The sequence below is a fragment of the Parahaliea maris genome, from assembly GCF_008064665.1.
In the GTDB taxonomy this organism is placed as follows: Bacteria; Pseudomonadota; Gammaproteobacteria; order Pseudomonadales; family Halieaceae; genus Parahaliea; species Parahaliea maris.
The window spans coordinates 604,966-631,566 of the sequence record NZ_VRZA01000001.1 but is presented as its reverse complement, the minus strand read 5'-3'; the positions used below and the strand labels follow the sequence as shown (position 1 = coordinate 631,566).

Here is a 26,601-nt window from a genome sequence, read left to right as displayed (position 1 = left end):
CGGAAGCCCTGGAATGCGTGGAAGGGGTCGTGAAAAGGTGTAGCGAAAGTCTGTTCGGGGTGCCCGGGAAGGCGTGAGGGGCCGGCGGAAGCCGGCCCCGGCAAAGGCTCAGTGGTCTTCGGCCTTGGCGTAAGCGGCAACCGCAGCTTCGATGGCGGCGCGGGCGTCGGCGGCAGTGCCCCAACCCTCTACCTTCACCCACTTGCCGTCTTCGAGGTCCTTGTAGTGCTCGAAGAAGTGGGTGATCTGCTGAATCAGCAGCGGCGGCAGGTCAGTGGCTTCCTGCACGTCGTTGTACAGCGGGCTCAGCTTCTTGGTCGGTACGGCAATCAGCTTGGCGTCTTCACCGGCTTCGTCGCTCATCTGCAGGATGCCCACCGGACGGCAGGGGATCACACAGCCGCTGACAACGGTATGAGGCGTGTGGACCAGTACGTCCAGGGGGTCGCCGTCATCCGCCAGGGTGTTGGGGATGTAGCCGTAGTTGCAGGGGTAGAACATTGCCGCGGACATGAAGCGGTCGACCATGATGGCGCCACTGTCGTGGTCCACTTCGTACTTGACCGGGTCAGAGTGGGCGGGTACTTCGATGATGACGTTGATTTCGTCGGGGATGTTCTTCCCGGGGGGTACCAGATTCAGGCTCATGGCTTTACCTACAGTTCACTATGGACAAAAGGATCAAAATGGGGGCGCGGATTATAGCAGGGCTCAGACCTTGAATGTACTGCGCAGCTTTTTCTCCACCGGGACCAGCTTCAGGCGGGTGTAGACCGGCAGCCCGTTGCGGTACCCGGGGTAGGCTTCGCCCGAGATCAGCGGCGCCAGGTACGTGCGGGCTGCTTCGGTGATGCCGAAGCCGTCACGGGTGATAAAGCTGCGGGGCATCATCTTCTCGCGGTTTGCCACCTCTGCCAGGGGGGCCTCGCCGATCGACCAGCTGTAGCGCTTGCCCTTGCCGCGCACAATGGCGGGCATCACCGCATTCTTGCCGGCCACCGCGAATTCCACCGCCGCCTTGCCCAGCGCGTAGGCCTGGTCCAGGTCGGTCTGGGATGCAATGTGGCGGGCGGAGCGCTGCAGGTAGTCGGCCACGGCCCAGTGGTACTTGTAGCCGAGTTCTGACTTGATCATCTGCGCCAGCGACGGCGCCAGGCCGCCGAGCTGCTTGTGGCCAAAGGCGTCCACCACGCCGGAGTCGGCGAGGAAGGTGCCGTCCTTGTACTGGGCGCCCTCGCTGGCCACGATCACGCAATAGCCGTGTTTTTTGACCGTGCGCTTGACCCGGGCCAGGAACTTATCGCGGTTAAAGGCAATTTCCGGAAACAGGATGATGTGCGGCGCATCGCCGTCCTGCTCCGCGGCGAGACCCGCCGCGGCGGCAATCCAGCCGGCGTGCCGGCCCATCACTTCGAGGATGAACACCTTGGTGGAGGTTTCGCACATGGACGCCACATCCAGTGCCGCTTCGCGAGTGGAGATGGCGATGTACTTGGCCACCGAACCGAAACCGGGGCAGTTGTCGGTCAGGGGCAGGTCGTTGTCGATGGTTTTCGGTACGTGGATGGCCTGGATCGGGTAGCCCATGGACTCACTGAGCTGGGACACCTTGAGGCAGGTGTCGGCGGAGTCACCGCCGCCGTTGTAAAAGAAGTAGCCGATGTTGTGGGCCTTGAACACTTCGATCAGGCGCTCGTACTCGGCGCGGTTCTCGGTGAGGCTCTTCAGTTTGTGCCGGCAGGAACCAAATGCGCCCGCAGGCGTCGTAAGCAGTCCGTGGATGGCCGACTTGCTCTCCTTGCTGGTGTCGATCAGTTCTTCGCGCAGGGCGCCGATGATGCCATTGCGGCCGGCATAGACCTTGCCGATCTGCTTGCGGTGTTCGCGGGCGGTTTCAATGACGCCGCAGGCGGAGGCGTTGATCACGGCGGTGACACCGCCGGACTGGGCGTAAAAAGCGTTTTTCCTGGCCATGGGTGGGGTCCGTGGTCGGTTTCTGGAGGTGGTTGAACCGAGAGTTTGGCGCGCCCCTGGGCGCTCCCGGACTACCTTTGAAAAGCGCGAATGATACGCGAAACGGGGGGGTAATTGCACCGTATTGGGCAGTATTACCGCTCGCTGTGCCCCGTAGGGGTGAAGCGCTGCGGCGGGTTCGATGCTGCGTGCTACACTCGCCGTTCGAACAAGGAGTGCCTGTTGAAAGCACATATACATATCCTCGGCATCTGCGGCACATTTATGGGCGGCATCGCCCTGCTGGCCCGGGAACTCGGTTACAAGGTCACCGGCTCCGATGCCAACGTCTATCCCCCGATGAGTACCCAGCTGGAGGCCGCCGGCATCGAATTGATGCAGGGCTATCTGCCCGAGCACCTGCAGCCGGCGCCGGATTGCGTGGTGGTGGGCAATGCCATGACCCGGGGCAACCCGGCGGTGGAGTACCTGCTCAATCGCGGCCTGAATTATGTTTCCGGGCCGCAGTGGCTGGCGGAGCAACTGTTGCATGGCAAGTGGGTGCTGGCGGTATCGGGTACCCACGGCAAGACCACGACCAGCAGCCTGCTGGCGTGGATACTGGAATACGCCGGTATGTCACCGGGCTTCCTGATCGGGGGTGTGCCGGCCAATTTCGGCCAGTCGGCCCGCATCGGCGATAGCGACTTCTTTGTGGTGGAAGCCGACGAGTACGACACCGCCTTCTTCGACAAGCGCTCCAAGTTTGTGCACTACCGGCCGCGGACCCTGGTGATCAACAACCTGGAGTTCGACCACGCCGATATTTTCCCCGACCTGGCCGCGATCCAGCGTCAGTTCCACCACCTGGTGCGCACGGTGCCGGGGGAGGGACAGGTGGTTTGTCCGGCCCAGTCAGCGGCGGTGGATGATGTCCTGGCCCAGGGCTGCTGGACGCCGGTGACCCGCTTTGGGGTGGGCGATGCAGGGGACTGGCGGGCAGAGCCATTGCAGAGTGACGGTTCCAGCTTTCTGGTTCGCGGGCCCGACACCGAGCCGGTCACCATCGACTGGGGCTATCTCGGCCGGCACAACATCGAGAATGCCCTTGCGGCGGTGGCCGCAGCGCGCCACGTGGGGGTGCCGCCGGAGGTCGCCGCCGCGGCACTGGCGGAGTTCCGCGGGGTCAAACGGCGCCTGGAGCTGCTCGGCCGCCCGGGGGGCGTTTATGTCTACGATGACTTCGCCCACCACCCGACGGCGATTGCGACAACGCTCGAGGGGCTGCGGGCTCATGTCGGCGAAAAGCGGGCCGGCGATAGCCGGGTGATTGCCCTGGTGGAACCGCGCTCCAACACCATGCGCATGGGCGCTCACCGGGATGCCCTGGCGGCGTCCACCGCGAGTGCGGACGAGGTCTACTGGTTTCAGCCCGCGGGCATGGACTGGTCGCTGGAGGGCGTCGTGCAGGCCAGCCCCGTGCCAGCCCACCTGTTCGAGGAGGTCGACTCCCTGGTGGATGCGGTGGCGGCACAGGCTCGCCCCGGAGACCGTATTGTCATCATGAGCAATGGCAGCTTTGGTGGCATCCACCAGCGCCTGTTACAGCAACTGGAAGGTGAGCAGGCGGAATGAGCCGACTGATGAAACTCTTTGATCGCTGCGTCTTGCAGTACCCCTGGCTGTGGCTGGCCCTGGTGGCGGTGCTGCTGGTGGCCTCGGCCGCGCAACTGGGCAAGCTCAAGCTCGATGCTTCTGCCGATTCGCTGATGCTGCAGGGAGACCCGGCCCTGGATTTCTATCGCGAGATCAGCAGCGAGTACAGTTCCGAGGATTTTCTGCTGATTACCTGGCAGCCGGATTCGCCGCTGTTGAGTGACGCCTCCCTCGAGCCGCTGTCGCGAATGGCCGACCAGCTGCGGACGCTGCCCGGTGTGTCCTCGGTAACGACGGTGCTCGACGTGCCCTTGCTGGAGAGTCCGCCGGTCAGCCTTTCGGATATCACGTCCGGCGACCCATTGCCCAGCCTGCGCGATCCCGACATCGATCGCGAGCTGGCACTGAAGGAATTCACCACCAGTCCGATCTACTCCCAGCTGCTGGTCAGCCGTGACGGTCAGCTGACGGCGGTACAGATCAACCTGCAGCGGGATGAGCGTTACTTCGACCTGCTGGGTCAGCGCGAAGCGCTGCGCCAGGCCCGCAATGTGCGGGACCTCAGCGCCGCGGAGGCCGCGGAGCTGGCGCGAGTGGAGGTCGATTTCAAGGCGCATACCGGCGCGATGCTGGAAGCCCAGAGCGAGCTGGTCCAGTCGGTGCGCGATATCGCCGATGACTATCGCGATCACGCCAAACTGTTTGTGGGCGGGGTGCCGATGATCGCCGCCGACATGGTGGGCTTCGTCCGCAGCGACCTGGTGCTGTTTGGCAGCGCGATCCTGGGGGTCATGCTGCTGGTGCTGGCGGTGATCTTCCGGCGGGTCCGCTGGGTGGTCATTCCCCTGGTGACCTGCACGGCCTCGGTGCTGGTGATGCTGGGAATCCTCGGCTTCTTCGACTGGCGGATGACGGTCATTTCCTCCAACTTCGTGGCGGTGCTACTGATCATCAGCTTGGCGATTTCCATCCACCTGATCGTGCGCTACCGGGAGTTGCATGCGGCGGACCTGGCCCAGGGCACCGAGGGTGACATCCGTCACCGGGTCAGCGAAACCATACGCCTGATGGCGGTGCCCTGTACCTACACGGGCATCACGACCATTGTCGCCTTTGTTTCCCTTGTGGTGTCCAGCATTCAGCCGGTGATCGATTTCGGCTGGATGATGACGACAGGCATCGTGGTCTCGCTGATTCTGGCGTTTATCCTGGTGCCCTGCCTGATCCTGGTCTGGCCCAAGGGACGTCCGCACCGCTACGCTGCCGAAGGTCAGCCGCTGACGGTCTACTTCGCCCGGGCCACCGACCATTTTCATCGCAGCATCATCGCGGTGACCGTAGTGCTGTGTGTGCTGGTGCTGGTGGGCCTGTCCCAGCTCAAGGTCGAGAACCGCTTCATCGACTACTTCAAGGACACCACAGAAATTTACCGAGGCATGGAGCTGCTGGATTCCCGCCTCGGTGGCACGATCCCGCTGGACATCCTGCTCAGCGCACCGGACGAGAGCGAGCCGCTGCCGGGGCTGGAAACGGTCGCCACCGGCGCGGTGCCGCCGCCGGCCGAGGACGATCCCTTCCTCGAGGAGAGTGAGGATTTTGCCGATGAATTCGCTGGCGATGCCTTCGCAAGCGACAACGGCAGCGACGCTTTCGATGACGGAGAAGGCGAGGGCGCAGACGAGTGGGCCGACGACGGCTTCGGTGAGGAAAGCTTTGACTTTGCCGGCCCGGGGGAGCACTTCAAGCCCAGCTACTGGTTCAGTCTCGACGGGATGGAGCGTATCGATGCCGTGCACGAGCTGGTGGATGGCCAGCCGGAAACCGGCAAGGTGCTTTCCCTGTCCACGGTGTTCCAGGTGGTGCGCAATCTGCTGGGCGATGATATCGGCAGCGTGGAGCTGGCGCTGGTGCAGAAGAGCCTGCCTCCCGAGATCGCCGGGATGATGGTCGACCCCTACTTCTCCGCCGACAACGAGCAGGCCCGGATCACCGTGCGGGTGAAGGAAACCAGCAAGGAGCTGCGCCGGGATGCCTTCCTCAAGCGCCTCCACGCCGACCTGGTAGAGACGCTGGGGGTGGAGCCCGACGACGTCCAGTTCACCGGGATGCTGGTGCTCTACAACAATGTGCTGCAGAGCCTGTTCCGGTCCCAGATTCTTACCCTGGGCGCCGTGTTCCTGGCGATTCTGTTCATGTTCGTGCTGTTGTTCCGCTCCTTCAGCCTGGCCCTGATTACCCTTGCGCCCAACATCCTGGCAGCGGGGATGGTGCTCGGTACCATGGGCTTGCTGGGGATTCCGCTGGATATCATGACCATCACCATCGCCGCCATCGTGGTGGGTATCGGCGTCGACGACTGCATTCACTACGTACACCGTTTCCTGCGGGAGTTCGAAGTGGATCGCAACTACCTGGCGACCATGTACCGCTGCCACTACAGTATTGGCAGGGCCATGTACTACACCACCGTGACGGTGGTAATCGGCTTTGCCATGCTCACCCTGTCCAACTTCAACCCCAGCATCTACTTCGGCCTGCTGACAGTGCTGGCCATGGTGGCGGCTGTGCTGGGGGCGCTGTTGCTGTTGCCCCTGCTGATGGTGCTGTGGAAACCGCTGGGGCCGGAGGGCCAGTGATATGGACTGCCGGCCCGGGTGCGGTGCCTGCTGTATCGCCCCGTCGATCAGCCAGCCCTACCATGGCATGCCCGAAGGCAAGCCGGCCGGTGTCCGCTGCGTGCACCTGGACGATCAATTGCGGTGCGGTTTGTTCGGTGACCCGCGGCGCCCGGCCGCGTGCTCCGCTTTCGTTGCCGAAGAGAGCTTCTGTGGCGAGAATCGTGAACAGGCCCTGGCGATTCTCGCCGAGCTGGAAATCCTGAGCCTACCCGATTGAACCTTATGGCTGATACGACTGAAATTCCCCTGTTCCCCCTGACCGGTGTGCTGCTGCCCTACGGGCGCATGCCCCTGCGGATTTTTGAACGTCGCTACCTGGACCTGGTGCGCGACTGCATGCGTGCCGGTACCGGTTTCGGGGTCGCCTGGATCCGGCGCGGCGAGGAAGTGGCCCAGCGCGGCCAGGCCAAACCGGAACTGGGGGACTGGGGAACCTATGCCCGCATCGTCGACTGGGACCAGCTCAAGGACGGCCTGCTGGGGATCACCATCGAGGGCGAGCGGCGGTTTTCGCTGTTGCGCAGCCACACCGCTGCGTCACAGCTGGTCATGGGAGAGGTGCAGCTGGAGTCGTCACCGTTGCCGCAACCGGTTCCGGCGGACTGGGAGTCACTGGTGGATGTGCTGCAGAGCCTCGAAGTACACCCCCACGTTGAGCGCATGGGGCTCGACATCGACTACGACAACGCCTGGCAGGTGGCCTACGCCCTGATCCAGCTACTGCCGCTGGAGGAGTCCCTGAAGTACTCCCTGCTGGGACTGGATGACTTGCACCGTGTCGGGGAGGCCCTTAACGAGGTGCTCAACCGCATCAGTGGCGAGGATTAATCGAACTTCGGCATCCAGCCGCCGCTTTCCTTCCAGCGATTGACGATTTCGCAGAACAGCTCGGCGGTGCGCTCGGCGTCATAGGCCGCCGAGTGGGCCTCGTTGTTGTCGAAGGCGATACCCGCTTCCGAGCAGGCCCGTGCGAGCACGGTCTGGCCGTAGGCCAGCCCCGCGAGCGTGGCGGTGTCGAAGTGGGAAAACGGGTGGAAGGGGTTGCGCTTGATGCTGCAGCGCTCTACCGCCGCGTTGACGAAGCCCGCGTCGAAGTGGGCGTTGTGCCCCACCAGAATGGCCCGGTTACAGCCCTGGTCGCGAATTTCCTTGCGCACGACCCGAAAGATTTCCGTCAGGGCTTCATCCTCGGACACCGCTTCCCGGAAGGGGTGCCAGGGGTCGATCCCGGTGAAATCCAGGGCGGCCTGCTCGATATTGGCCCCCTCAAAGGGCTTTACGTTGTAGCTCACCGTGCGGTGGACCGAGAGCAGTCCCTCGTCGTCCATGCGTACGATACTCGCCGCAATCTCCAGTATCGCATCGGTGCCCGCGTTGAACCCACCGGTTTCCAGGTCCACGACCACCGGGAGAAAACCCCGGAAACGCTCGTTGATGCGGTGTTCGCCGGTCTCCAGCAAGATCAGCCCTCGCTCACCTGCCAACCCACCGTGTCGGACGCCCGCATGGGGGTCAGGGGCTGGCCGCCAAGCGGCATGGAGGAGGGGACTTCCCAGGCGTGCTTCACCAGGGTGATGGCATCGGTGTTGCGCGGCAGGCCGTAAAAGTCGGGGCCGAAGTGGCTGGCAAAGCCCTCCAGCTTGTCGAGGGCGCCCTCGGCCTCAAAGGCTTCGGCGTAGAGCTCGATAGCGGCATGGGCCGTGTACACACCGGCGCAGCCGCAGGGGCTTTCCTTGGCACTGGTGGCGTGGGGGGCAGAATCCGTGCCCAGGAAAAACTTCGCACTGCCGGAGGTGGCGGCCCGCAGCAGGGCCTGCTGGTGGCTATTGCGCTTGAGAATGGGCAGGCAGTAGTAGTGGGGGCGAATCCCGCCCACCAGCATGTCATTGCGATTCAGCAGCAGGTGGTGGGCCGTAATGGTAGCCGCCACGTTGGCGGGGGTCTCCCCCACAAACGCCGCCGCATCGGCGGTGGTAATGTGCTCCAGTACCACCCGCAGCCCAGGGAAGCGCTGCACGATCGGCGCCAGGTGACGCTCGATAAACACCGCTTCCCGGTCGAAGATGTCGATCTCGCCGTCGGTGACCTCGCCGTGGACCAACAGCGGCAGGTCGTGCTTCTCCATCGCCTCCAGGGTCGGGTACAGGCCCGCCAGGTCGGCGACGCCCGCGGCCGAATTGGTGGTGGCGCCCGCCGGATACAGCTTGATGGCGTGCACAAAGTCGCTCTCCGCCGCGCGCTGCACCTCTTCCGCCGAGGTCTGGTCGGTCAGGTAGAGCGTCATCAGCGGCTCAAACTGCCGCCCCAGCCCGCTCATGGCCGCCAGGATCCGCTCCCGGTAGGCCGCGGCATCCGCCACGGTGGTCACCGGCGGTGTCAGGTTCGGCATCACGATGGCGCGGCCGAAATAGCGCGCCATGTCGCGACAGGTGTCTTCGAGGGCGGCGCCGTCGCGCAGGTGGACGTGCCAGTCGTCGGGGCGGGTCAGGGTCAGTTCAGTCACAGCGGGAGATTCGGGGCAGTTTGAAAGGGCGCATGCTACCACACCTGGGGCCGTCTGATGGAGCAGGTGGCTGGCCGGGGGAGGGGGTGAAGGGACCGTCAGCGGCATGGATGCCGCTGTCGAGCCCCCACGGACGGGTTCACGGCGAGTCCCGGAACCCCCTCCCCCGGACAGCCGCCGGGCTACGAAGCTCCTGTCCGGGTGTTCGCCGACACTTGATTGTTATGCTGCCCAACTGGCGTGAGGCCAATGCGGCAAGTAGAATATGCCCCCTTTTCCACCCACACTGCGCGGGAACCCCATCATGTCTGACATCAACAAGGTCGTACTGGCCTACTCCGGCGGTCTCGATACCTCCGTGATCGTGCGCTGGCTGCAGGAAACCTACAGCTGCGAAGTCGTTACCTTCACTGCCGACATCGGCCAGGGTGAAGAAGTCGAGCCGGCGCGCGCCAAGGCCGAGGCCCTGGGCGTCAAGGAAATCTACATCGACGACCTGCGCGAAGAGTTCGTCCGCGACTTCGTGTACCCCATGATGCGCGCCAACGCCCTGTACGAGGGCGAATACCGCCTCGGTACCTCCATCGCCCGCCCGCTGATCGCCAAGCGCCTCATCGAGATTGCCAACGAGACCAGCGCCGACGCCATCTCCCACGGCGCCACCGGCAAGGGTAACGACCAGGTGCGTTTCGAACTGGGTGCCTACGCCCTCAAGCCCGGCATCAAGGTGATCGCGCCCTGGCGCGAGTGGGACCTGAACTCCCGCGAGTCATTGATGGCCTACTGCGAGAAGCACAACATTCCCGTGGACTTCTCCAGCAAGAAGAAGAAATCCCCGTACTCCATGGACGCCAACCTGCTGCACATTTCCTATGAGGGCGGCGTACTGGAAGACCCGTGGATGGGCCCCGAGGAAGACATGTGGCGCTGGAGCGTGAGCCCCGAGGCGGCTCCTGACGAAGCCACCTTCATCGAGCTCGAGTACGAGCGCGGTGATATCGTGGCCATCGACGGCGAGAAACTGAGCCCGGCTACCGTCCTCGAGCGCCTGAACAAGATTGGCGGCGCCAATGGCATCGGCCGCGATGACCTGGTGGAGAACCGCTACGTGGGCATGAAGTCCCGCGGCTGTTACGAGACTCCCGGGGGCACCATCATGCTCAAGGCCCACCGGGCGATGGAGTCCCTGACCCTGGACCGTGAGGTCGCTCACCTCAAGGACGCCCTGATGCCGCGCTACGCGGAAATGATCTACAACGGCTACTGGTGGTCGCCCGAGCGCCAGATGCTGCAGACCGCCATCGACGAGAGCCAGATTCACGTTAACGGCAAGGTCCGCCTCAAGCTGTACAAGGGTAACGTGATCGTGGAAGGCCGGCAGTCCGCCGACAGCCTGTTCGACGAGAGCATCGCCACCTTCGAGGAAGACGCCGGCGCCTACAACCAGGCTGACGCCGAGGGCTTCATCAAGCTCAACGCGTTGCGCATGCGTATCGCCGCCAACAAGGGCCGCAAGCTGCTCTGATCCAGCGCTCGGTGCGGCGCCCGCCGCCCCGATCTCCCCACGTTGCGCGGAGTCCTCACCCTTTGGCGAATTCCTCCATGCGCCGCTTCAACTCCTCCTCTGGTACGTCCTCCACATGGGTGGCGAGGGTCCAGACGTGCCCGAAGGGGTCGCGGAAGGTGCCTGAACGGTCGCCGTAGAACTGGTCGGTCAGCGGCTGCAGCTCTTCTCCGCCTGCGGCAAGTGCTTCGGCGAAATGGGTGCCCACATGGTCGACATAGATCATCAGGCTGACCGAAGTGCCGTTGAGTGTGGTCGGGCTGGCATTCCCCATCTCGGGGAACTCGTCGGCCAGCATGATGATGGAATCGCCGATTTTCAGTTCGGCGTGGCCTATTTTGCCTCCGTCCATTTCCAGCCGGAACAACTCCTCGGCGCCCAGCGCACGCTGATAGAACGCGATGGCCTCGACGGCATTGCCAACCGTGAGATAGGGAGTGACTGAGTGGTAGCCGTCGGGGATGGGTTTAACGCTCATGGCTGGTCTCCTCGCAACAGATAAAGGGGTGGCTTCCGGGAACCCGCTGGCGACCGACCCTTGGTGATCGGCAGGCAGTGCTCCTGAGCAGTCTGAAAAGCATAGTCGCTAATCGCGCACGCGCCCCGGCGGTCAGTGCAGAAGCGCATTTGTCAGGTGCAAACTGATTCCGATCGGGTTATATAGGTCTCTCGGTTGACAGGTTCGGCTACAGGGGGAAAACACATGCAGAAGCGGTGGAACGGGTTGTTCCGGATAGCCCTGCTGACGCTGTTGCTGCAGGTTGCCTGGCCTGTCGGGGCGCAGGAGGCCGGGGGCGGCACCGCTGTCCATGAGGTGGCGGAACAGCGAGCGACAGCCCAGACCCTGGAGGGGCTGTGGCAGAACGACGGCCTCCGTGTCGCCGAGGTCAAACTCGATGGAGCCCCCCTGTTCCGGGTGCGGGGTGTGTCCTCCTATCCGGCCCGGGAGCGTGCCGGCACGATTCGGGACCGCATCATCGAGCTCGCGGAGAACCCTGATATCGATCCGTTGGTCAGGGCCGCGATCAAGCTCGATGACCGCTATCAGATCACCATCGACGGCGAACAGATTACGTGGCTGTTCCCGGTGGATGCCGAAGTGGAGCAGGTACCCCTCGCCGTACTCTCCGAAGTGGTTGTCCAGCGCGTAGGCCTGGCCATGGTCAAGTACCGCGAGTCTCGCAGTCCGCGGAGCTTGCTACGCAGCACAGGCGTTTTGCTGGTCATGACGATCCTGACCTTTGTGCTCCTGTACGCACTGCATGCGTTGTTCGGCTGGTTGAACGGTCTCGTAGAGCGGGCGGTGAAACGCCGCATCGAAAAAATCGAGAAAGCCTCCCACCGGGTGATAGATGCCGCCCAGTTGTGGAGCTGGTTTGGCGGTGCGCTGCGCGGTGTGCGAGCCCTGACCCTGGCAACGATCGCCCTCACCTGGCTGAACACCTCCCTGGGGTTGTATCCCTGGACCCGCCCCTTTGCCACCGATATTTTCCGTCTGCTGCTCAACCCACTGCAGAGGATGGGTTCGGGCATCATGGAATCCCTGCCCGACCTAGTGTTCCTGTTCGTCCTGTACTACATCGTGAGGTTCCTGCTGACCGCGACGAAAACCTTTTTCGGGCGCGTCGACCGCGGCTGGATCAGGCTCCAGAACTTTGATCGCGACTGGGCGATGCCAACCTACCGCATTGTCCGGATCCTGATCGTTGCCTTCGCCCTGGTGGTAGCCTATCCCTACATCCCCGGCTCGGATTCCGAGGCCTTCAAGGGGGTGAGCATTTTCCTCGGGGTGGTCTTCTCCATCGGTTCCTCTTCGTTCATCGCCAACATGATTGCCGGCTACAGCCTGACCTATCGCGGTGCCTTCCGGGTGGGCGACCGGGTGCGGATCGGAGAGCATATGGGGGAGGTGGTGGATGTCAGGGCCCTGTCGACACGCCTGCGCTCGCTCAAGAACGAGGAGATCAATATCTCCAATTCCGAGGTCCTGGCCAGTACCGTGGTGAATTACAGCACCTTCCAGCGCGAGCAGGGCATCATCCTGCACACCGATGTCGGCATCGGCTATGACACGCCCTGGCGCCAGGTGGAGGCGATGCTGCTGGAGGCGGCGGGGCGCACCGAAGGACTCGAAAAGTCACCGGAGCCCTTTGTACTACAGACCTCCATGGGTGATTTCACCGTGGTGTACCAGCTCAACGCTTTCTGTCGGGACGCGACCGGCATGATGAAAATCTACAGTGCGCTACACGCCAATATCCAGGACGTGTTCAACGAATACGGCGTGCAGATCATGTCGCCGAACTACGAACAGGATCCGGCCGAGCCGAAAGTGGTGCCAAAGGACCAGTGGTACGCCGCGCCTGCGCAAGCGCCGGAGGCAACCGGCGACAGCTGACCCCCTCCCCCTGTCACGGGCTGGCAGGTGTGCGGCCTCTCCCGCATAATGATCCGCAAACGATTACAACAAGCGGGGGTGGGAGATGCGCACTTTTTTCCTGTGGCTGGCGGGTGCCATGGTGGTGGTCCTGTTTGCCACCATGGCCACTGGCTGGTGGTTTCTCTCATCAGATGCTATTGATCCACCCGAACTGGGCGGGCAGCGCATAACAGGCCAACTGGAATGGGGTGGTCTGGCGCGCAATTACCAGGTCTATGTGCCGGAGGCATTGGAGGATGGCGCCCCGCTGCTGTTGTTGTTGCACGGGTCCCGTGGCAGTGGCAGTGACATGGCCGCCCTGAGTTTTTACAGCTTCGATGTGCTGGCTGAGCGGGAAGGCCTGCTGGTAGCGTACCCCGATGGCGTGGATCGGCACTGGAACGACTGTCGTGGCAGTGCCACCTATACAGCCAATCTGCGCAATATCGATGATGTAGGTTTTTTGCAGGCGCTGATCGCCCGGCTGGCCGAACAACACGCCATTGATACAGGTCGGGTCTACGTTGCCGGTTTTTCCAACGGCGGGCATATGGCCTACCGCCTCGGGCTGGAAGCGCCCGACACCGTGGCGGGGCTCGCTGCCTATGCCGCCAATCTCCCCGTCGCGGACAATCTGGATTGTTCAGCCGCTGGCACCGCACTGCCAACGCTGATCGTCAATGGTTCGGAAGATCCTGTGAACCCCTATGAGGGTGGGCTGGTGGAACTGCTAGGTGATAGCAGCCGAGGTGAGGTCCTGTCGGCAGTGGACACAGCGGCCTACTGGGCCGCCCTTGCCGGGTACAGCCGCGACGGCCAGCACAGCGACTGGCCGGACCAGGTCGCGGATGATGGCACGACCGTGAGTACCTTGCAGTGGCACGGCCCCGGCCGGCCCAGTGTGGCCCTGGTGACGATGACCGGGGGTGGCCATGTCATGGCCAACCCGGTGTTCCGCCTGCCGCGCCTGTTGGGGCCCACCAGCCATGAGTTCGATACCGCCAGGCTGACCTGGCAGTTCTTCAGTGAGGGGCATGTGAACCAACCCGAGGCCGAGTGACGCGCTGGCCCCGGGCCCGGGAGTTTATTGCTGCTTGAAGACCTTGCCGCCCTTCATGACGAAGTCCACGTCGAGCAGTGCCTCGATATCGTCCAGCGGCGAGCTGTCATAGGCGACGATGTCGGCGTGCCTGCCGGCTTCCAGCGTGCCCAGGCTGTCACTCATGTCGATCAGGTCGGCGGCGCTGACGGTGGCGGCCACCAGGATGGCCATGTTGTCCATTCCCGCCTGTTTCATCAGCACCGCTTCCTTCGCGTTGTCGCCGTGGGCCGATACACCGCTGTCGGTACCGTAGGCCACTTTGACGCCGGCTTTGTAGGCCTTGCCGAAGTTATCTTTCATGTCATTGCCGACGCGAATCGCTTTTTCACTGATGGCCGGGCTGAGGAAATCCGAGGTTTCCGCCATGGTCTTCACGGTATCTCCCGCCAGCAGGGTCGGGACAAGGTAGGCGCCCGTGGACTTGAACAGCTTGATGGCTTTGGGCCCGGCATAGGTGCCGTGCTCGATGCTGTCGACGCCGGCTTCCAGGGCGGCGATGATGCCGTCTTCCTGGTGGGCATGGCTGGCCACCTTGCGCCCCATGCGATGGGCGGCGCGAACCACCTCGGTCAGCTCGTCCATTTCCATCTGCTGGCCGGTGCCCGTGTTGCGATCGGTCAGTACCCCGCCGGTGGAGGTGATCTTGATCAGGTCGGCGCCGTACTTGATGGCATCGCGGGTGGCGCGGCGGCAGTCGTAGGGGCCGTCGCAAATGGAGCGGTCGGTGTAGAGCTCCAGCAATTCATGCTTCATGCCGGAAACGTCGTTGTGGCCACCGGTAATCCCCACGCCGCCAGCGGCGATAATCCGCGGACCGTCGATCCAGCCGCGCTCGATGGCGTCGCGCAGGGCGTACATTTCCTGGTTTTTGGAGCCGGCGTCGCGCACGGTGGTGAAACCGGCGTCGAGGGTGCGCAGGGCGAACATCAGCGAGCGCATCTCGATTAGTTCGTCGGAAAACTTGAGATTATCACTGTCGCCGTTGGGGCCGAGCTCGCCCTGCAGGTGCACGTGCATATCCATCAGCCCGGGCATCACGAAGCGATCCTTCAGGTCGATCACCTCGGCGTCTGCGCCGAGGCCTGCGGGCAGCTGGTAGCCGTCCAGCACCTGGCTGACGCGACCGTCTTCGATCACCAGGGTCTGTTCGCTGGCGGGTTTCTCGCCCGGTACCGCCAGCAGGGTGCCGGCGTGGATGATAACGGTGTCAGCGGCCGTCTGGGCTGCTGCCTGGGGTATTGTCAGGGTTACTGCGAGAGTACTGGCGATCAGTGCTGCGGTAGTGGTGCGGGCGAATACCGAAAGGGTTGTGCTGAGGGGCATGTAAGCTACTCCGAAGGAAAAACCCTCGCAGCCTATGCAGCGCTGTTTCACTTGTCAAAAGAATACCCCGGCCCGGTAACAGCGCGGGCCGGTGCTCAGTGGTCGCCGGTCAGGGGGACGAAGGCCACCGGCAATACGGCCTTCTGTTCCAGTTCGCCCCCGGCGGTTTTTTCTACCAGCATCAACTCCTGCGCCCCGTGCACCGGCCCCACCGGGATTACCAGGCGCCCGCCGGGTTTCAGCTGGTCCACCAGCGGCTGGGGGATCTCGTCCGGTGCGGCAGTGACGATGATGCCATCGAAGGGAGCGTACTCCGGCCAGCCAGCGTAACCGTCTCCGGTACGCACCGTGACATTGTCGTAGCCGAGTTCTGCCAACACGACCCGGGCCCCGTCGGCGAGAGCGGGCAGGATTTCTATTGTGTACACCTGCCTGACCAGGCGTGAGAGCACCGCCGCCTGGTAACCGGAGCCGGTGCCCACTTCCAGTACGACGTGATCCGGCCCGGGTTCCAGCAGGTCCGTCATTAATGCCACGATCAGCGGCTGGGAGATGGTTTGGCCTTCGGCGATGGGCAGGGGGCGGTTCAGGTAGGCCAGCTCTTTGAGGTGTGCGGGCACGAAGGCTTCCCGCGGCACCTCGGCCAAGGCGGCCAGGGTACGCTCATTGAGTTCGGCACGCCCGGTGTAGGCGGCGGACTCGCGCACCGAGCGACGTATCTCGTCCAGCATCATCTGTGAGCCCTCCGCGCGGACTTGCGCCACAGAGCCCGTTGCCGCCAGCAGTGGGAGCACGAGCCCCAGCAACACACTGTTACAGGTGGCCGATCTACGGGCTGTGTGCACGGCGCTCCCTCCCACCCTGTTGGCACCGCTCCTGACACTCCTCAGTGTAGACCGGGCAGCCCGCGCGCGCCCCGCGTGACAGGGTGGGTTGTTCTGGCCTCGTCAGGCAGTACCCGCCGCGCGTGCGCGTGGTGCATTCAGCCAGAGCGCCAGCAGGATGGCTGAGACCATCAAGCAGGACAGCAGCACCAGCAGGTTCCAGCCCCAGGTGTTGATCACCCACCCCGAGCTCAGTGCCGCCACGGCCTGGCAGCCGAACACAGCAAACTCGTTACAGGTCTGGACCTTGAAGCGCTCTGCCGGCCGGTGGCAGAGCGGCAGCAGGGTGGTGCCGCCAACGAACAGGAAGTTCCAGCCCACGCCCAGTAGCACCAGCGCCCACCAGTAGTGCAGCAGCTCGCGACCGGACAGCGCCACCCCAATACAGGCCAGGTAGATGAGTGTGCCGGCGACGATGACCCGGGTGGGACCCAGCCGGGCGATCAGCCAACCGGAGAAAAACGACGGCGCAAACATGGCGACAATGTGGGACTGGATGACCCACTTGGTGTCCAGCAGGTTGTGGCCGTCCACGCTGTGCATGTGCAGGGGAGTGGCCGTCATTACGAAGCTCATCATGGCGTAGCCCATGGCGGCGGCGATCACCGCCAGCCACAGCTGGCGCTGGCGAAAGATTTCCCGCAGGGGGCGGCCCTCGGCGTGGTTGTCCTGCGCTACGGTGCCGCGGTTACGGTAGGCGAGCGCCAGGATGAGCAGTACCAGCAGGCCGATCAGGGCCATCAGCAGGAATCCGCCGATAAAGGCGTTGTGTTCGGAGGCCGCTCTATCACCCGGCAGGGCGTTCACGGCCCACTCGCCCCACACTACCAGTTCCGGACCCAGGTAGGCCGACAGCAATCCGCCCAGCAATACCCGCGAAGTGGCGGGGCCCACCTGTTCCGGCGCTACGGCCTCGATGGCGGCAAAGCGATACTGGGCCGTCACCGCAACGCTGGCACCGGTCAGCAGCCCGGCCAGGCAGAACAGCCCGAAGTGGGCCTGCATGAGTGCCGTGGCTGCGAGCAGGGCGCCCGCTGTGGCCAGGGCGGCGCCTCCCAGGAACACCGCCCTGCGGCCGAAGGTGTGCATCAACCGGGTCAGTGGTACCACCGACAGGGCGGTACCCAGAATCACCATGGCCACTGGCAGTGTAGCCAGGGCCGGGCGCGGGGCCAGGGCATTGCCGGCGATGCCGCCGGCGAAGAAAAACAGCGGGGCAATGGACATGGACAGGGCCTGAAGCACCATCAGTAACCAGATGACGCCGGGCAATCGGTGTGCGGCCATAACTGAGTCGGTTGTGTGCGGGTGAGAACTGGAGGGCATTGTAGTGGAAGTTGCCACTTCCCGGTGCACTTAGTGGAAATCCCGCGAGTTGAGCTGCAGGCTCTGCAATTCGCTGCTGTAGTCGTACAGTGCCCCGGCGATGATATGGGTTACTCCGTCGGTGGTCTCCAGGGTGCCTTTGACCAGCAGCAGCTGGGCGCTCATCAGGGCCTGGCGAAACTGCTGCTGAGTACGCTGCCACACCACGATATTACTGTTGCCGGTTTCGTCCTCCAGGGTGAGGAACAGTACGCCCGAGGCGGAGCCGGGCCGCTGGCGGCAGGTGACCAGCCCGGCAATGCGCACAAAGCCCTTGTTAGGCACGGTGTGCAGTTCGGTGTGGCGCTTGCAGTGGCTGAAGGGGTAGCGGTCCCGCAGCAGGCTCATGGGGTGGGCGCGCAGGGTAAGGCCGGTGGCGCGGTAGTCCGACAGTACCTCTTCCGCGACTTCCGGGGCGGGCAGTTGTACGGCGTCGTCAAAGTAACTGCTGTGCTGGTGTAATTCGTCGCGGAGCAGGGGGCGCTCGGCTTCCAGCGCCATGATCTGCCACTGGGACTGGTGCCGGTGCCCGCTGAGGGAGGCCAGGGCATCGGCGTCCGCCAGGGCTTCCATGTCGCGCCGGTCCAGCTTCGCCCACTGGCGCAGCTGGCTGACCTGGCGAAAGGGGGCCTGGCGGCGCGCTGCGACCAGCCGCTGGGCGCCCTCGACACTCAGCCCCTTCACCAGCCGCAGACCCAGGCGCAGGGGGGGCTGGTTACTGCCTTCGGCGGACAGCAGCTGGTGATCCCAGAGGCTGTGATTGACGTCTACCGGCAGTACGTTGACCCCGTGGCGGCGGGCGTCCTGCACCAGCTGGGAGGGGCTGTAAAATCCCATGGGCTGGCTGTTCAGCAGGCCGGCAAAGAAGGCGGCGGGGTGGTGGCGCTTGAGCCAGGCCGAAACGTAGGCCAGCAGGGCGAAGCTGGCGGAGTGGGACTCGGGGAAGCCGTAACCGGCAAAGCCCCTGATTTGCTTGAACAGCCGCTGGGCGAAGTCTTCGTCGTAGCCGCGTTCGATCATGCCCCGGGTGAGCTGCTGCTCGAAGTGCAGCAGCTTGCTGTTGCGCCCCCAGTTGGCGATGGCCCGGCGCAACTGGTCGGCCTCGCCCCCGGAAAAACCCGCCGCCACCATCGCCAGCTTGATCACCTGCTCCTGGAAAATGGGTACCCCCAGGGTGCGCTCCAGCACTTCGCGGATGGCGTCACTGGGATAGGTGATGGGCTCCAGCCCCTGTTTGCGGCGCAGGTAGGGATGGACCATGTCGCCCTGGATGGGGCCGGGGCGGACGATGGCGATCTCGATCACCAGGTCGTAGAAGCAGTTTGGCTTCAGCCGCGGCAGCATGGACATCTGGGCCCGGGACTCGATCTGGAACACGCCGATGGTGTCGGCCTGTTGCAGCATGCGGTAGGTGGCGGCGTCCTCTTTGGGTACATCGGCAATACTGGCGATAGAAGGGTGATCCCGGTGCACCAGGGCCAGGCTCTTGCGAATGGCCGAGAGCATGCCCAGGGCCAGCACGTCCACCTTCAACAGGCCCAGCGACTCGATGTCCTCCTTGTCCCACTGGATCACCGTGCGCTCGGCCATGCTGGCGTTTTCCACTGGCACCAGGGCCGAAATGGGGCCGCGGGAAATCACAAAGCCACCCACGTGCTGGGACAGGTGGCGGGGGAAGCCCAGCACCTGCTGCACCAGCTGGTAGAACAGTTCCGCCTGGTGACTGTGGCCGGCCACTCCCTGCTCCTCGAAACGCTTGGCCAGGTCCGCGGTGCGGTCCCACCAGGCCATGGACTTGGCCAGGTCGTCCACGAATACCGGATCCAGGCCGAGGGCCTTGCCCACGTCGCGCACCGCGCTGCGGGCGCGGTAGGTAATGAGGGTGGCGGCCAGGGCGGCCCGGCGGCGGCTGTACTTGCGGTAGATGTACTGGATGACCTCTTCCCGGCGCTCGTGCTCGAAGTCCACGTCGATGTCCGGGGGCTCGTCCCGCTCCCGGGAAATGAATCGCTCGAACAGCAGGGTGATCTGCTCCGGCGATACCTCGGTAATGAACAGGCAGTAGCACACCACCGAGTTGGCGGCGGAGCCGCGGCCCTGGCAGAGAATGTCGCGCTCCCTGGCAAAGCGCACCAGGTCGTAGACGGTGAGGAAATAGTACTCGTACTGCAGTTCGCCGATGAGGCCGAGCTCCTCCTCGATACGCGCGGTGATCGCGGGGGGCACGCCATTCGGCCAGCGCACGGCGCTGCCTTTATCCACCAGTTCGCGTAGGTACTGGTTGGCGCTGCGTCCTTCGGGAACCACTTCCTCCGGGTATTCATAGCGCAGCTCATCCAGGCTGAAGTTGCACAGGCGGGCGATGCGCAGGCTCTCCTCCAGCAGGGCAGCGGGGTAGAGCCGGCGCAGCCGCGGCAGGGCCCGCAGGTGCTGCTGGCTGTTGCCCAGGCGCCGCCGCCCCAGCCGGGCGATGCTAGTGTTGTGGTAGAGGGCGGTGAACATGTCGTGCAGGGGTTTGCGGGCGGGGATGTGCATTTGCACGTTGCCGCAGGCTACCAGCGGCAGCTCGAGATCGCGGGCCATATTCTGCAGGGTAAGAAAACGCTGGTGCTCGTTGTTGCCCAGCAGGTGGCTGACACCCAGCCATACCCGCCCTTTGCACAGGCGGGCCAGCTGCCGACCGTAGCTGTGGGTCGCTTCGCTGTCATCCTGCGGCAGCCAGATCAACAGGCAGCGCTTGAGGTGGAAGATCACATCCCGCAGCGCCGCCCGGTATTCTCCCTTCGGGCTGCGCCGGCGGGCGCGGGAGATCAGCCCCGACAGTTCGCCGTAGGCCGCCCGGCTGGGGACCAGGGCGACCAGGGTGACCTCCTCCTCGAGCCGCAGTTCACTGCCGATGATCAGCGGCAGCCCGGCCTCTTTTGCCGCCACATGGGCCTTCACCACGCCGGCCAGGGAGCACTCATCGGTAATGGCCAGCGCCCCGTAGCCCAGCTCAGCCGCGCGCTCCACCAGTTCGTGGGGGTGCGAGGCGCCGCGCAGGAAGCTGTAGCATGAGAGGCAGTGGAGTTCGGCGTAGGGCACGGTGGTAACTGACGCGGGTTGTCCGGTGGGGTGTGAGGTCTATACTGTATAAATATACAGTATACCTTTTTGGCGCAAGTGCAAGGCTGCGGCTCGCGGAGCCGGGCAGGTGTAGACTGGCGAAAAGAGGACGGCGATTATGGACAATTACACGGTGAACTTTGTCGTCGCCGGCGACGAGGCGGAATGGCGGGAACTGTTCAGCGGCTACGCGGAATTTTACGGCACCCATCTGGAAGCGTCGGTGGCGCAGACGGTCTGGGGCTGGCTGCTGGACGCCGGGCATCCGCTCGAGGGGCTGATGGCCCGCGATGCTGTCGGCAAGGCAATAGGCATCGTCCATTTCCGCGCCTGCCCGCGTTCGCTCAGCGGCGGTGACATCGGTTTCGTGGACGATATGTTCATCGATCCTGCGGCGCGGGGAAGCGGCGCCGCGGATGCGATGGTCAGCTACCTGCAGGGGGTGGCCAACGAGCGAGGCTGGCCCCTGTTGCGCTGGATTACCCAGCACTTCAACGCCCGGGGACGGGCCCTCTATGATCGCTACACCGGCGGTCCCAGTGATTTCATTATGTACCAGCTGCCGATAGAGTAGGGGCCGCCCCGGGAGCAGTACTAGCGGGCGGGGTATGACAAGAGAGGCCTGAAGAGCAGAGCATGAGCCAGCAGTGGATCAGTAAAGCCATTTCCATTATCGAAGCCGACTTCCAGCGCTCGTCGGATACCCACCTGCTGAAGGTGGAATTACCGGCGGTGGAGCATGTCGACCTCTACCTCAAGGACGAATCGACGCATCCGACCGGCAGCCTCAAACACCGTCTGGCGCGTTCCCTGTTCCTCTATGGCCTGTGTAACGGTCTGATTCAGGAAGGCACGCCCATCATCGAGGCCTCCTCCGGCAGCACCGCCATTTCCGAGGCCTATTTTGCCCAGTTGCTCGGTTTGCCCTTTATTGCCGTCATTCCCAGGGCGACGTCGCAGGAAAAGATCAACAAGATCACTTTCTACAATGGCCGGTGTCACCTGGTGGAGGCGAAGGACATCTATGCCGAGTCCGCCCGCCTGGCGCGGGAGATGAACGGGCATTACATGGATCAATTCACCTACGCCGAGCGGGCGACCGATTGGCGGGGCAACAACAATATCGCTGAATCCATCTATTCCCAGATGGCCTTCGAGCCCTCGCCCATCCCCGATTGGATTGTGGTGGGGGCGGGCACCGGTGGCACCTCGGCGACCATCGGCCGCTTTATTCGCTACAAGTGTCATCCCACCCGGCTCTGTGTGGCGGACCCGGAAAATTCCGTGTTTTACGATTACTACCACACTGGTGATGCGGCACTGACATCAGAGTGTGGTTCGCGCGTGGAGGGTATTGGCCGGCCGCGGGTGGAGCCGTCGTTTGTGGCCTCGGTGATCGACAGAATGGTGAAGGTGCCGGACGCCGCGTCCTACGCGACCATCCATTTTCTCGAGAAAATTCTCAATCGTCGTTGCGGCGGTTCTACTGGCACCAATGTTTATGCCGCTTTCCAACTGGTGGCCGAACTCAACGCCGCCGGGCACAAGGCCAGCGTCGTGTCGATGATCTGCGACTCGGGTGAACGCTACCTGAATACCTACTACAACCCGCGCTGGCTGGAAGACAACGGATTCGATATCGCCCCTTACCAGCAGCAGCTGGCAACCTTTTACGGCTCTGGTCTGATGCCGTCACTTTAAGGCTGGCGCCGTGCGGATAACTGCTGCACGAGATTGACTAACATCAAACATGGCGCACACCAGACGGTTAGCATGGCTTCCGTGACGTCCGCGATAGCCGGACGACGGAGTGGAAACGACGGCCATGAAGCGATTATTGATTCTGGGAATGGGGCACGTGGGCAGTGCAGTCGCGCAGGCTGCCCGGCAGCAGGGATACTCCGTGGTGGGTACGACCACCACGCCAGACAAGGTGGAGCACCTGTCGACACTCGCCGATGAGGTGGTGGTGCTGCGTGGCGAGGATAGCGCCGCCGTTGCGGCCACGGCGGCGGGTTGCGATGCCATCGTCGCCACCGTGGCGCCGCGGGTCGCAAAGGCGCGGACCCCCGAGGAGCGGGAAACAGAGTACCGCACGGTGCTGGAACGCTCACTGTTCAGCGCCAGCCAGGCCGCGAGCCGGGTGATATTCCTGTCGTCATTCTCCGTTTACGGAGACGGCGGAGAGGGTGGTGATTCGATCAGTGAGCAAACCCCCACAGCCAATCACCAGGAACCCTCGTCCAAATACTACCAGGCCGCTGAGGCGCACACCCTCTCGGTAGCCGAAGGTTGTGTGCTGCGGCTGCCGGATATCCATGGTGCTCCCGGGGACATGAGTTTTACCGACCGCGTGAAGATGGCGCGAGAACTGTTTGGCGGCAAGGCGGTGTTCAGTGCCGACGCGCCGCTGTACACCATTCATTTCGACGACGTGGTGCGCGCGGTGATGCACGCGCTCGAGCACAACCTGACCGGCGTCTACAACGTGTGTGACAACGAGCACCTGCCGGCCAGCAACCAGCAGGTATTCGACGCGATCTGCGACCGGGAAAACTGGCCGCGCCTCGAGTTCCTTGGCCAGATCAAGGCGCCCAAACGCCGCATCAGCGCTGACCGGATCTACGCGACCGGCTACCGTACCCTGCAGCCGGACCCGAATGCCGCATTGCTGGCCGGTGTGGGAGCTGCGCTGTGAGCGCGGTGGTGGTCAGCGGCAGCATCCGGCCGGCGCCCCGGTCATTCAATGTCTTCGGGCTTTAACAGCCGGTCCGATCAGGAGTTCTCTGTGCAAGCAAATCCGGATACCAAGACCATCGACCAGTTCCTGGCAGAGAATCCCGACGTGGATGTCTCCCGCGCCTGGGAGCGAAGCTGGGGCATTCTCACCGATATCAAGGCCCGTATCGCTGGGCGTTTTCCCGGCCTGTCCCTGCACCCGTCCTGTGCGGGACGGGAGTACTACACCTCGCCCACCGGCGAGTTCGAAGGTTCCTACCAGGCCTGGAGCGGTCCCGGCGTGGAATGGCTGGTGAGTTCCTGGCTGGGCAACCGCAAGGCCAGCATCCTCGACATGAACGCGACCGCCTTCCTCGATCAGCAGACCGATGTACCGCATTTCATCATGGTGTTCGGTACCATCCCGCGTCTGTTTTTCTACTTTGACCTGGTCCCCCGACGCGACATTCGCACCGACCGCGACTACCTCGAGCGCTATTACGGTGGTGCCGCGAATGAGGACTTTCTCTCCCTGCGCGGGCACCCGAATTTCCAGTGGTCAGTGAGCCATGGCACCTACATGCGGGCGCTGCTGTCACCTTCGGCCCAGAGTCTGTCGGCGGAACTGACCGACGGCAATATCGACATCCTGGAGGACTACGCCTATCGCTACCTGGAACGCTGGCTGGGGTGGCTCGACAATGCCTCGCCGGTGCCGGAACACGAGCGCGCCTCGCTGCAGCAGTACGATCACACCGTGCGCCGGCTCGGCTACGAACTGGACCCGATGAACAAGCTTGCCGAGCAGGTATTTGGTGCCGATGAAGTGGATCGCATGATTCAACTGCGAATGGGTGCGCAGCAGATGGCCGCGGTCGGCGGGTAAGCTGCTGATCTGCCGCGACCGATGTTACCGTTACCCCCGCCGCGGCGGGGGAGCGGAGCCTTTCAGCGTTGTCGTGGTTCGCCGCAACCAGAATCCGGCCCAGATCAGGGCCCCCATGGCCAGCACCAGGCCGTACTCCACCAGGGGAATCCGGATGACCGCAAGGAATTTCGTCCCCTCGCCCCAGTAGGCCGCCCCCACGGCACCGAGGTAGGTGAGGCCCGCCAGCGCAATCCAGCGTCGCTTGAGGCCCAGTCCGTGGATCTGGGTCACGATGAACAGGGCCATGAAGCCGAAGAAGAACATGCGCCAGACGCCGGTGGACTGGGTCAGGTAGGCCACTATACCGCCGTGCACCGCGACGAAACACTCCAGCAGCACGGTCCAGTAGCGGTTGCTGTGGTAACGGGTGCGTACCAGCGACCCCTGGAACAAAATGAGAAATGTGTAGAGCAGTCCCAGCAGGTGGCCGGCGTTGTCCTCGATCGGGTGGAACCAGAAGGTAAAAGTGATGGCCCAGGCGAAGTAATAGCCGTGGTACTGCCGCAGGAAGGCGCCGGGACGTTGCAGCCAGTGGAGGCGTTGGCCGAAGAACAGCCCCCGGCGCTGGTTCTCGAACAGCAGCACCATGACCAGCAGCAATACCACCGAGCCCTGGCTGGTCATCACCGAGGTATCCTGGGCGAGGCCATCGTAGAACAGCCGGGTCTGGAGGATGTGGAGCAGGATGAACAGGCCGTTGACTGCGATGGCGAGCCAGTTGAGTGGCTGCATCGCGCCGTCGCCACCTCGGGGTTGGGCACGAAAACGCGCAATCAGCCACCAGATGCTGACCTGGTGTGCGAGGTAGAGTACCCAGGCAGAAATCCGGCCTGCCGTGGTTTGCTCCGGCAACTTCCAGTAGTACCAGGTGGTGCCCTGGTCGGGCAGGAACTGATCGGGACTGCTGTAGGGGCCCAGTAACAGTACTGCAAGGACCAGCATCAGGCTGGCAAGGATGCCCCACAGGTGCACCCGGGTCATGTGTTGGGTGCTCGTGCAGGGGCGGGTGTCGCGTGGGTGCTTACACCCAGAGACCACAGGCACACCAGCGCATTGAGTGCGCCGAACAGGGCGAAGGGCGCGGCCGGCATGAAGGTTGCGAATAGCCAGCCCCCGCCAGCCGTCCCCACCAGAATGCCAAGCGCTCCGGTAACGCCAAAGAAGCCGATAACCGTGCCCCTTTGCGCCGCCGGCGCCCGCTCGCCCACCAGTGCCTGGCTGCTGACGAATGCGCTGATTTCCGCAATCCCCATCACAAACAGTAGCCCCATTACCCATGTTTCGCTGGGGTTACCTACGCACAGTACTGCCAGGTAGACCAGTGCCGCCAGCCCGGAAGCCAGGGTCACCGCACGAACACGGCTGATCCGGTCGCTGATATATCCCATCAGTACCGAGCCCACCAGGGCACCGACAACGGTAGCCAGCATCCGCGGAACAGCCAGTTCATACATGGCAGCACTGGGTGCCATGCCCAGTTCAGTCACACCGTACTGCACCAGCCACAAGCTGATGAAGGCACCGGTAATGGCGAGGTCGCCCCGGGAAATAAACGCGGCGCCGTAGGACAGGGCAATTCCCGGGTCGCGAGCCGCTGAAAAGCCTTCGCGCAGGGCTTCCGGCAGCGGTTTGCGAGCCTTGCCATCATGTGCACCGTGAATTTCGGCAAGGCCGCGCCAGGCGATCAGCGCACCGAGTACCCCGAGGGCGGCTGCGGCGCCGAAAGTCATCTGCTGGGCGACCCGCTCCGAGGCGCCGCCGGCGACCAGCGTGTGGGGCAGGCTGGCCAGTGCAGGCGGGATAAAGGCGCCGAGAGTGGCGAGTAATCCCTGCAACCCGTTTGCGCGGCCGCGGGTATTGTCGCGGCTGTAGTCGGCGATCACGGTGACCATCATGCCAAGTACCGCGGCACCGCCCACGGAGACCACGATTCGGAACAGGACCAGTTGGCTCAGCGAATCTGCCCAGGGGTACAGGGCGAATCCGATCGCAGTCACCAGCATCCCGAACACGTAGACCGGTCTGCGGCCGATGCGATCGGCGATCGCACCCACCGGGGCCAGCAGCAGGATAAGGACGATTTCCTGCAGTGCGCCCAGCATCCCGGTAATGGTGGCCTGGCGCTCTGCGGCAAAGCCCATGACCTGCAGCAGGCCTGACTGCAGCAGTGACATGGCGCCAGCGTAGCTGGAGGAAATCAGTGCCAGCAGGAGATAGGCCAGCAAATGCCGTTTACCGATCCCGTCGCTGAGGTCGACGCCGAGAAAGCGTCGGCTGTCATCCGGGGCGCGGTCCCGGACTGGAAGGCTCTGGAGTGTCTGCATGCTAACCTGCAAGTGATGGTGTTGTAGTGATGGTATTGCAGTGCTTTCCCCGGAGTTTGCGCAAAATCAAATCTTCGCT

At 63.7% G+C, this 26,601-nt stretch carries 22 protein-coding genes; 11 read left to right on the top strand and 11 right to left on the bottom strand.

Going from position 1 to position 26,601, the window contains the following annotated elements:
• Positions 1-108 precede the first annotated feature (108 nt).
• The gene (gene ppa / locus FV139_RS02800; RefSeq protein WP_148066707.1) at positions 109-648 is read right to left on the bottom strand and encodes an inorganic diphosphatase; all 540 of its coding nucleotides are present in this window, start codon (positions 646-648) and stop codon (positions 109-111) included.
• Between the two features lie 63 nt (positions 649-711).
• The gene (locus FV139_RS02795; RefSeq protein WP_148066706.1) at positions 712-1,974 is read right to left on the bottom strand and encodes a 6-phosphofructokinase; all 1,263 of its coding nucleotides are present in this window, start codon (positions 1,972-1,974) and stop codon (positions 712-714) included.
• Between the two features lie 222 nt (positions 1,975-2,196).
• On the opposite strand from FV139_RS02795, the gene mpl reads away from it, so the two are divergent.
• Genes mpl through FV139_RS02775 form a run of 4 tightly spaced genes read left to right on the top strand, consistent with a single transcriptional unit; the run spans position 2,197 to position 7,115 of the window.
• A complete protein-coding gene (gene mpl / locus FV139_RS02790; RefSeq protein WP_148066705.1) occupies positions 2,197-3,588 on the top strand; it encodes a UDP-N-acetylmuramate:L-alanyl-gamma-D-glutamyl-meso-diaminopimelate ligase in 1,392 nt (463 codons plus the stop codon).
• 8 nt (positions 3,589-3,596) lie between these two features.
• On the top strand, positions 3,597-6,245 hold the full coding sequence (locus FV139_RS02785) for an efflux RND transporter permease subunit (RefSeq protein WP_235898502.1): 2,649 nt from the start codon (positions 3,597-3,599) through the stop codon (positions 6,243-6,245).
• 1 nt (position 6,246) lies between these two features.
• Positions 6,247-6,504, top strand: a complete 258-nt coding sequence (locus FV139_RS02780) for a YkgJ family cysteine cluster protein (protein WP_148066703.1) — start codon at positions 6,247-6,249, stop codon at positions 6,502-6,504.
• Positions 6,505-6,509: 5 nt separating this feature from the next.
• Complete coding sequence (locus FV139_RS02775; protein WP_148066702.1) at positions 6,510-7,115, top strand: LON peptidase substrate-binding domain-containing protein; 606 nt, start codon at positions 6,510-6,512, stop codon at positions 7,113-7,115.
• Here FV139_RS02775 and rnt read toward each other — a convergent pair.
• Positions 7,112-7,747 (bottom strand): ribonuclease T, encoded by a 636-nt coding sequence (gene rnt / locus FV139_RS02770; RefSeq protein WP_148066701.1) that lies wholly within the window; start codon positions 7,745-7,747, stop codon positions 7,112-7,114. The two genes, FV139_RS02775 and rnt, sit on opposite strands and share 4 nt — an antisense overlap.
• A 2-nt stretch (positions 7,748-7,749) precedes the next feature.
• The gene (gene pyrC, locus FV139_RS02765; protein WP_213004000.1) at positions 7,750-8,790 is read right to left on the bottom strand and encodes a dihydroorotase; all 1,041 of its coding nucleotides are present in this window, start codon (positions 8,788-8,790) and stop codon (positions 7,750-7,752) included.
• Between the two features lie 304 nt (positions 8,791-9,094).
• Between pyrC and FV139_RS02760 the strand changes: the two genes are divergently transcribed.
• Positions 9,095-10,315 (top strand): argininosuccinate synthase, encoded by a 1,221-nt coding sequence (locus FV139_RS02760; protein WP_148066699.1) that lies wholly within the window; start codon positions 9,095-9,097, stop codon positions 10,313-10,315.
• Between the two features lie 55 nt (positions 10,316-10,370).
• Here the strand turns inward: FV139_RS02760 and FV139_RS02755 are convergent, their stop codons facing one another.
• Positions 10,371-10,832, bottom strand: coding sequence for a VOC family protein (locus tag FV139_RS02755; RefSeq protein ID WP_148066698.1), 462 nt, complete (start codon positions 10,830-10,832; stop codon positions 10,371-10,373).
• Positions 10,833-11,057: 225 nt separating this feature from the next.
• Between FV139_RS02755 and FV139_RS02750 the strand changes: the two genes are divergently transcribed.
• Positions 11,058-12,752, top strand: a complete 1,695-nt coding sequence (locus FV139_RS02750) for a mechanosensitive ion channel family protein (RefSeq protein ID WP_148066697.1) — start codon at positions 11,058-11,060, stop codon at positions 12,750-12,752.
• A gap of 85 nt (positions 12,753-12,837) precedes the next feature.
• A complete protein-coding gene (locus FV139_RS02745; protein ID WP_148066696.1) occupies positions 12,838-13,833 on the top strand; it encodes an alpha/beta hydrolase family esterase in 996 nt (331 codons plus the stop codon).
• A 24-nt stretch (positions 13,834-13,857) separates the two neighbouring features.
• Here FV139_RS02745 and FV139_RS02740 read toward each other — a convergent pair whose 3' ends face one another.
• The 4 genes from FV139_RS02740 to FV139_RS02725 all read right to left on the bottom strand — a co-directional run bounded on the left by FV139_RS02740 (position 13,858) and on the right by FV139_RS02725 (position 20,531).
• On the bottom strand, positions 13,858-15,198 hold the full coding sequence (locus FV139_RS02740) for a metal-dependent hydrolase family protein (protein ID WP_148066695.1): 1,341 nt from the start codon (positions 15,196-15,198) through the stop codon (positions 13,858-13,860).
• 95 nt (positions 15,199-15,293) lie between these two features.
• Positions 15,294-16,043 (bottom strand): protein-L-isoaspartate(D-aspartate) O-methyltransferase, encoded by a 750-nt coding sequence (locus FV139_RS02735; protein WP_213003999.1) that lies wholly within the window; start codon positions 16,041-16,043, stop codon positions 15,294-15,296.
• 102 nt (positions 16,044-16,145) lie between these two features.
• Positions 16,146-17,369, bottom strand: coding sequence for an MFS transporter (locus FV139_RS02730; protein WP_213003998.1), 1,224 nt, complete (start codon positions 17,367-17,369; stop codon positions 16,146-16,148).
• A 69-nt stretch (positions 17,370-17,438) separates the two neighbouring features.
• The gene (locus tag FV139_RS02725; RefSeq protein WP_148066694.1) at positions 17,439-20,531 is read right to left on the bottom strand and encodes an error-prone DNA polymerase; all 3,093 of its coding nucleotides are present in this window, start codon (positions 20,529-20,531) and stop codon (positions 17,439-17,441) included.
• Between the two features lie 139 nt (positions 20,532-20,670).
• On the opposite strand from FV139_RS02725, the gene FV139_RS02720 reads away from it, so the two are divergent.
• The 4 genes from FV139_RS02720 to FV139_RS02705 all read left to right on the top strand — a co-directional run bounded on the left by FV139_RS02720 (position 20,671) and on the right by FV139_RS02705 (position 24,156).
• Positions 20,671-21,126: a GNAT family N-acetyltransferase gene (locus tag FV139_RS02720; RefSeq protein WP_148066693.1), complete on the top strand. Its 456-nt coding sequence runs from the start codon at positions 20,671-20,673 to the stop codon at positions 21,124-21,126.
• Positions 21,127-21,188: 62 nt separating this feature from the next.
• Positions 21,189-22,253 (top strand): PLP-dependent cysteine synthase family protein, encoded by a 1,065-nt coding sequence (locus tag FV139_RS02715; protein ID WP_148066692.1) that lies wholly within the window; start codon positions 21,189-21,191, stop codon positions 22,251-22,253.
• 124 nt (positions 22,254-22,377) lie between these two features.
• Positions 22,378-23,250 carry an NAD-dependent epimerase/dehydratase family protein gene (locus FV139_RS02710; protein ID WP_148066691.1) on the top strand — a complete coding sequence of 291 codons (873 nt, stop codon included), beginning with the start codon at positions 22,378-22,380 and terminating at the stop codon, positions 23,248-23,250.
• 90 nt (positions 23,251-23,340) lie between these two features.
• Positions 23,341-24,156, top strand: coding sequence for a hypothetical protein (locus FV139_RS02705; protein WP_187276368.1), 816 nt, complete (start codon positions 23,341-23,343; stop codon positions 24,154-24,156).
• 30 nt (positions 24,157-24,186) lie between these two features.
• Here the strand turns inward: FV139_RS02705 and FV139_RS02700 are convergent, their stop codons facing one another.
• Positions 24,187-25,179 (bottom strand): hypothetical protein, encoded by a 993-nt coding sequence (locus FV139_RS02700; protein WP_187276367.1) that lies wholly within the window; start codon positions 25,177-25,179, stop codon positions 24,187-24,189.
• Positions 25,176-26,522, bottom strand: coding sequence for an MFS transporter (locus FV139_RS02695; RefSeq protein ID WP_148066689.1), 1,347 nt, complete (start codon positions 26,520-26,522; stop codon positions 25,176-25,178). The genes FV139_RS02700 and FV139_RS02695 overlap by 4 nt, the downstream gene beginning before the upstream one ends.
• Positions 26,523-26,601 lie beyond the last annotated feature (79 nt).

Excerpts from the sequence above, each read along its gene's own strand:
- ppa (WP_148066707.1), bottom strand. The coding sequence starts at position 648 with ATGAGCCTGAATCTGGTACCCCCCGGGAAGAACATCCCCGACGAAATC.
- FV139_RS02795 (WP_148066706.1), bottom strand. The coding sequence starts at position 1,974 with ATGGCCAGGAAAAACGCTTTTTACGCCCAGTCCGGCGGTGTCACCGCC.
- FV139_RS02785 (WP_235898502.1), top strand. The coding sequence starts at position 3,597 with ATGAAACTCTTTGATCGCTGCGTCTTGCAGTACCCCTGGCTGTGGCTG.
- FV139_RS02780 (WP_148066703.1), top strand. The coding sequence starts at position 6,247 with ATGGACTGCCGGCCCGGGTGCGGTGCCTGCTGTATCGCCCCGTCGATC.
- FV139_RS02775 (WP_148066702.1), top strand. The coding sequence starts at position 6,510 with ATGGCTGATACGACTGAAATTCCCCTGTTCCCCCTGACCGGTGTGCTG.
- FV139_RS02760 (WP_148066699.1), top strand. The coding sequence starts at position 9,095 with ATGTCTGACATCAACAAGGTCGTACTGGCCTACTCCGGCGGTCTCGAT.
- FV139_RS02755 (WP_148066698.1), bottom strand. The coding sequence starts at position 10,832 with ATGAGCGTTAAACCCATCCCCGACGGCTACCACTCAGTCACTCCCTAT.
- FV139_RS02750 (WP_148066697.1), top strand. The coding sequence starts at position 11,058 with ATGCAGAAGCGGTGGAACGGGTTGTTCCGGATAGCCCTGCTGACGCTG.
- FV139_RS02745 (WP_148066696.1), top strand. The coding sequence starts at position 12,838 with ATGCGCACTTTTTTCCTGTGGCTGGCGGGTGCCATGGTGGTGGTCCTG.
- FV139_RS02740 (WP_148066695.1), bottom strand. The coding sequence starts at position 15,198 with ATGCCCCTCAGCACAACCCTTTCGGTATTCGCCCGCACCACTACCGCA.
- FV139_RS02730 (WP_213003998.1), bottom strand. The coding sequence starts at position 17,369 with ATGGCCGCACACCGATTGCCCGGCGTCATCTGGTTACTGATGGTGCTT.
- FV139_RS02720 (WP_148066693.1), top strand. The coding sequence starts at position 20,671 with ATGGACAATTACACGGTGAACTTTGTCGTCGCCGGCGACGAGGCGGAA.
- FV139_RS02715 (WP_148066692.1), top strand. The coding sequence starts at position 21,189 with ATGAGCCAGCAGTGGATCAGTAAAGCCATTTCCATTATCGAAGCCGAC.
- FV139_RS02710 (WP_148066691.1), top strand. The coding sequence starts at position 22,378 with ATGAAGCGATTATTGATTCTGGGAATGGGGCACGTGGGCAGTGCAGTC.
- FV139_RS02700 (WP_187276367.1), bottom strand. The coding sequence starts at position 25,179 with ATGACCCGGGTGCACCTGTGGGGCATCCTTGCCAGCCTGATGCTGGTC.
- FV139_RS02695 (WP_148066689.1), bottom strand. The coding sequence starts at position 26,522 with ATGCAGACACTCCAGAGCCTTCCAGTCCGGGACCGCGCCCCGGATGAC.